Genomic DNA, 238 nt, shown 5'->3' on the forward strand with positions numbered 1-238 from the left:
GACATCTGTTCCATCGAGGCACTGGTTTCTTCGACCGAGGCCGCCTGTTCGGAAGCGGCCTGGCTCATGCTCTGGGCGGTCGAGGAAATTTCCTCGGAGGCGCTGGACAGCGAGTCAGCGGAGCCACGGACTTCGGCAATGATCTGCGTGAGCTTCTCGCTCATATTACCCATCGATTTCAGCAACTGGCCGGTCTCGTCGCGAGCGGTGCTGTCCAGTTTCACACGCAGGTCACCTT

General features: G+C 59.7%; 1 pseudogene. It reads right to left on the reverse strand.

Annotation, left to right across the window (positions count from 1 at the left end):
• Window positions 1–238 (reverse strand): annotated as a pseudogene (locus tag AC0IYH_RS33795) (methyl-accepting chemotaxis protein); the annotation flags it as partial.

The sequence above is a fragment of the Pseudomonas sp. AC463 genome (genome assembly GCF_979253585.1).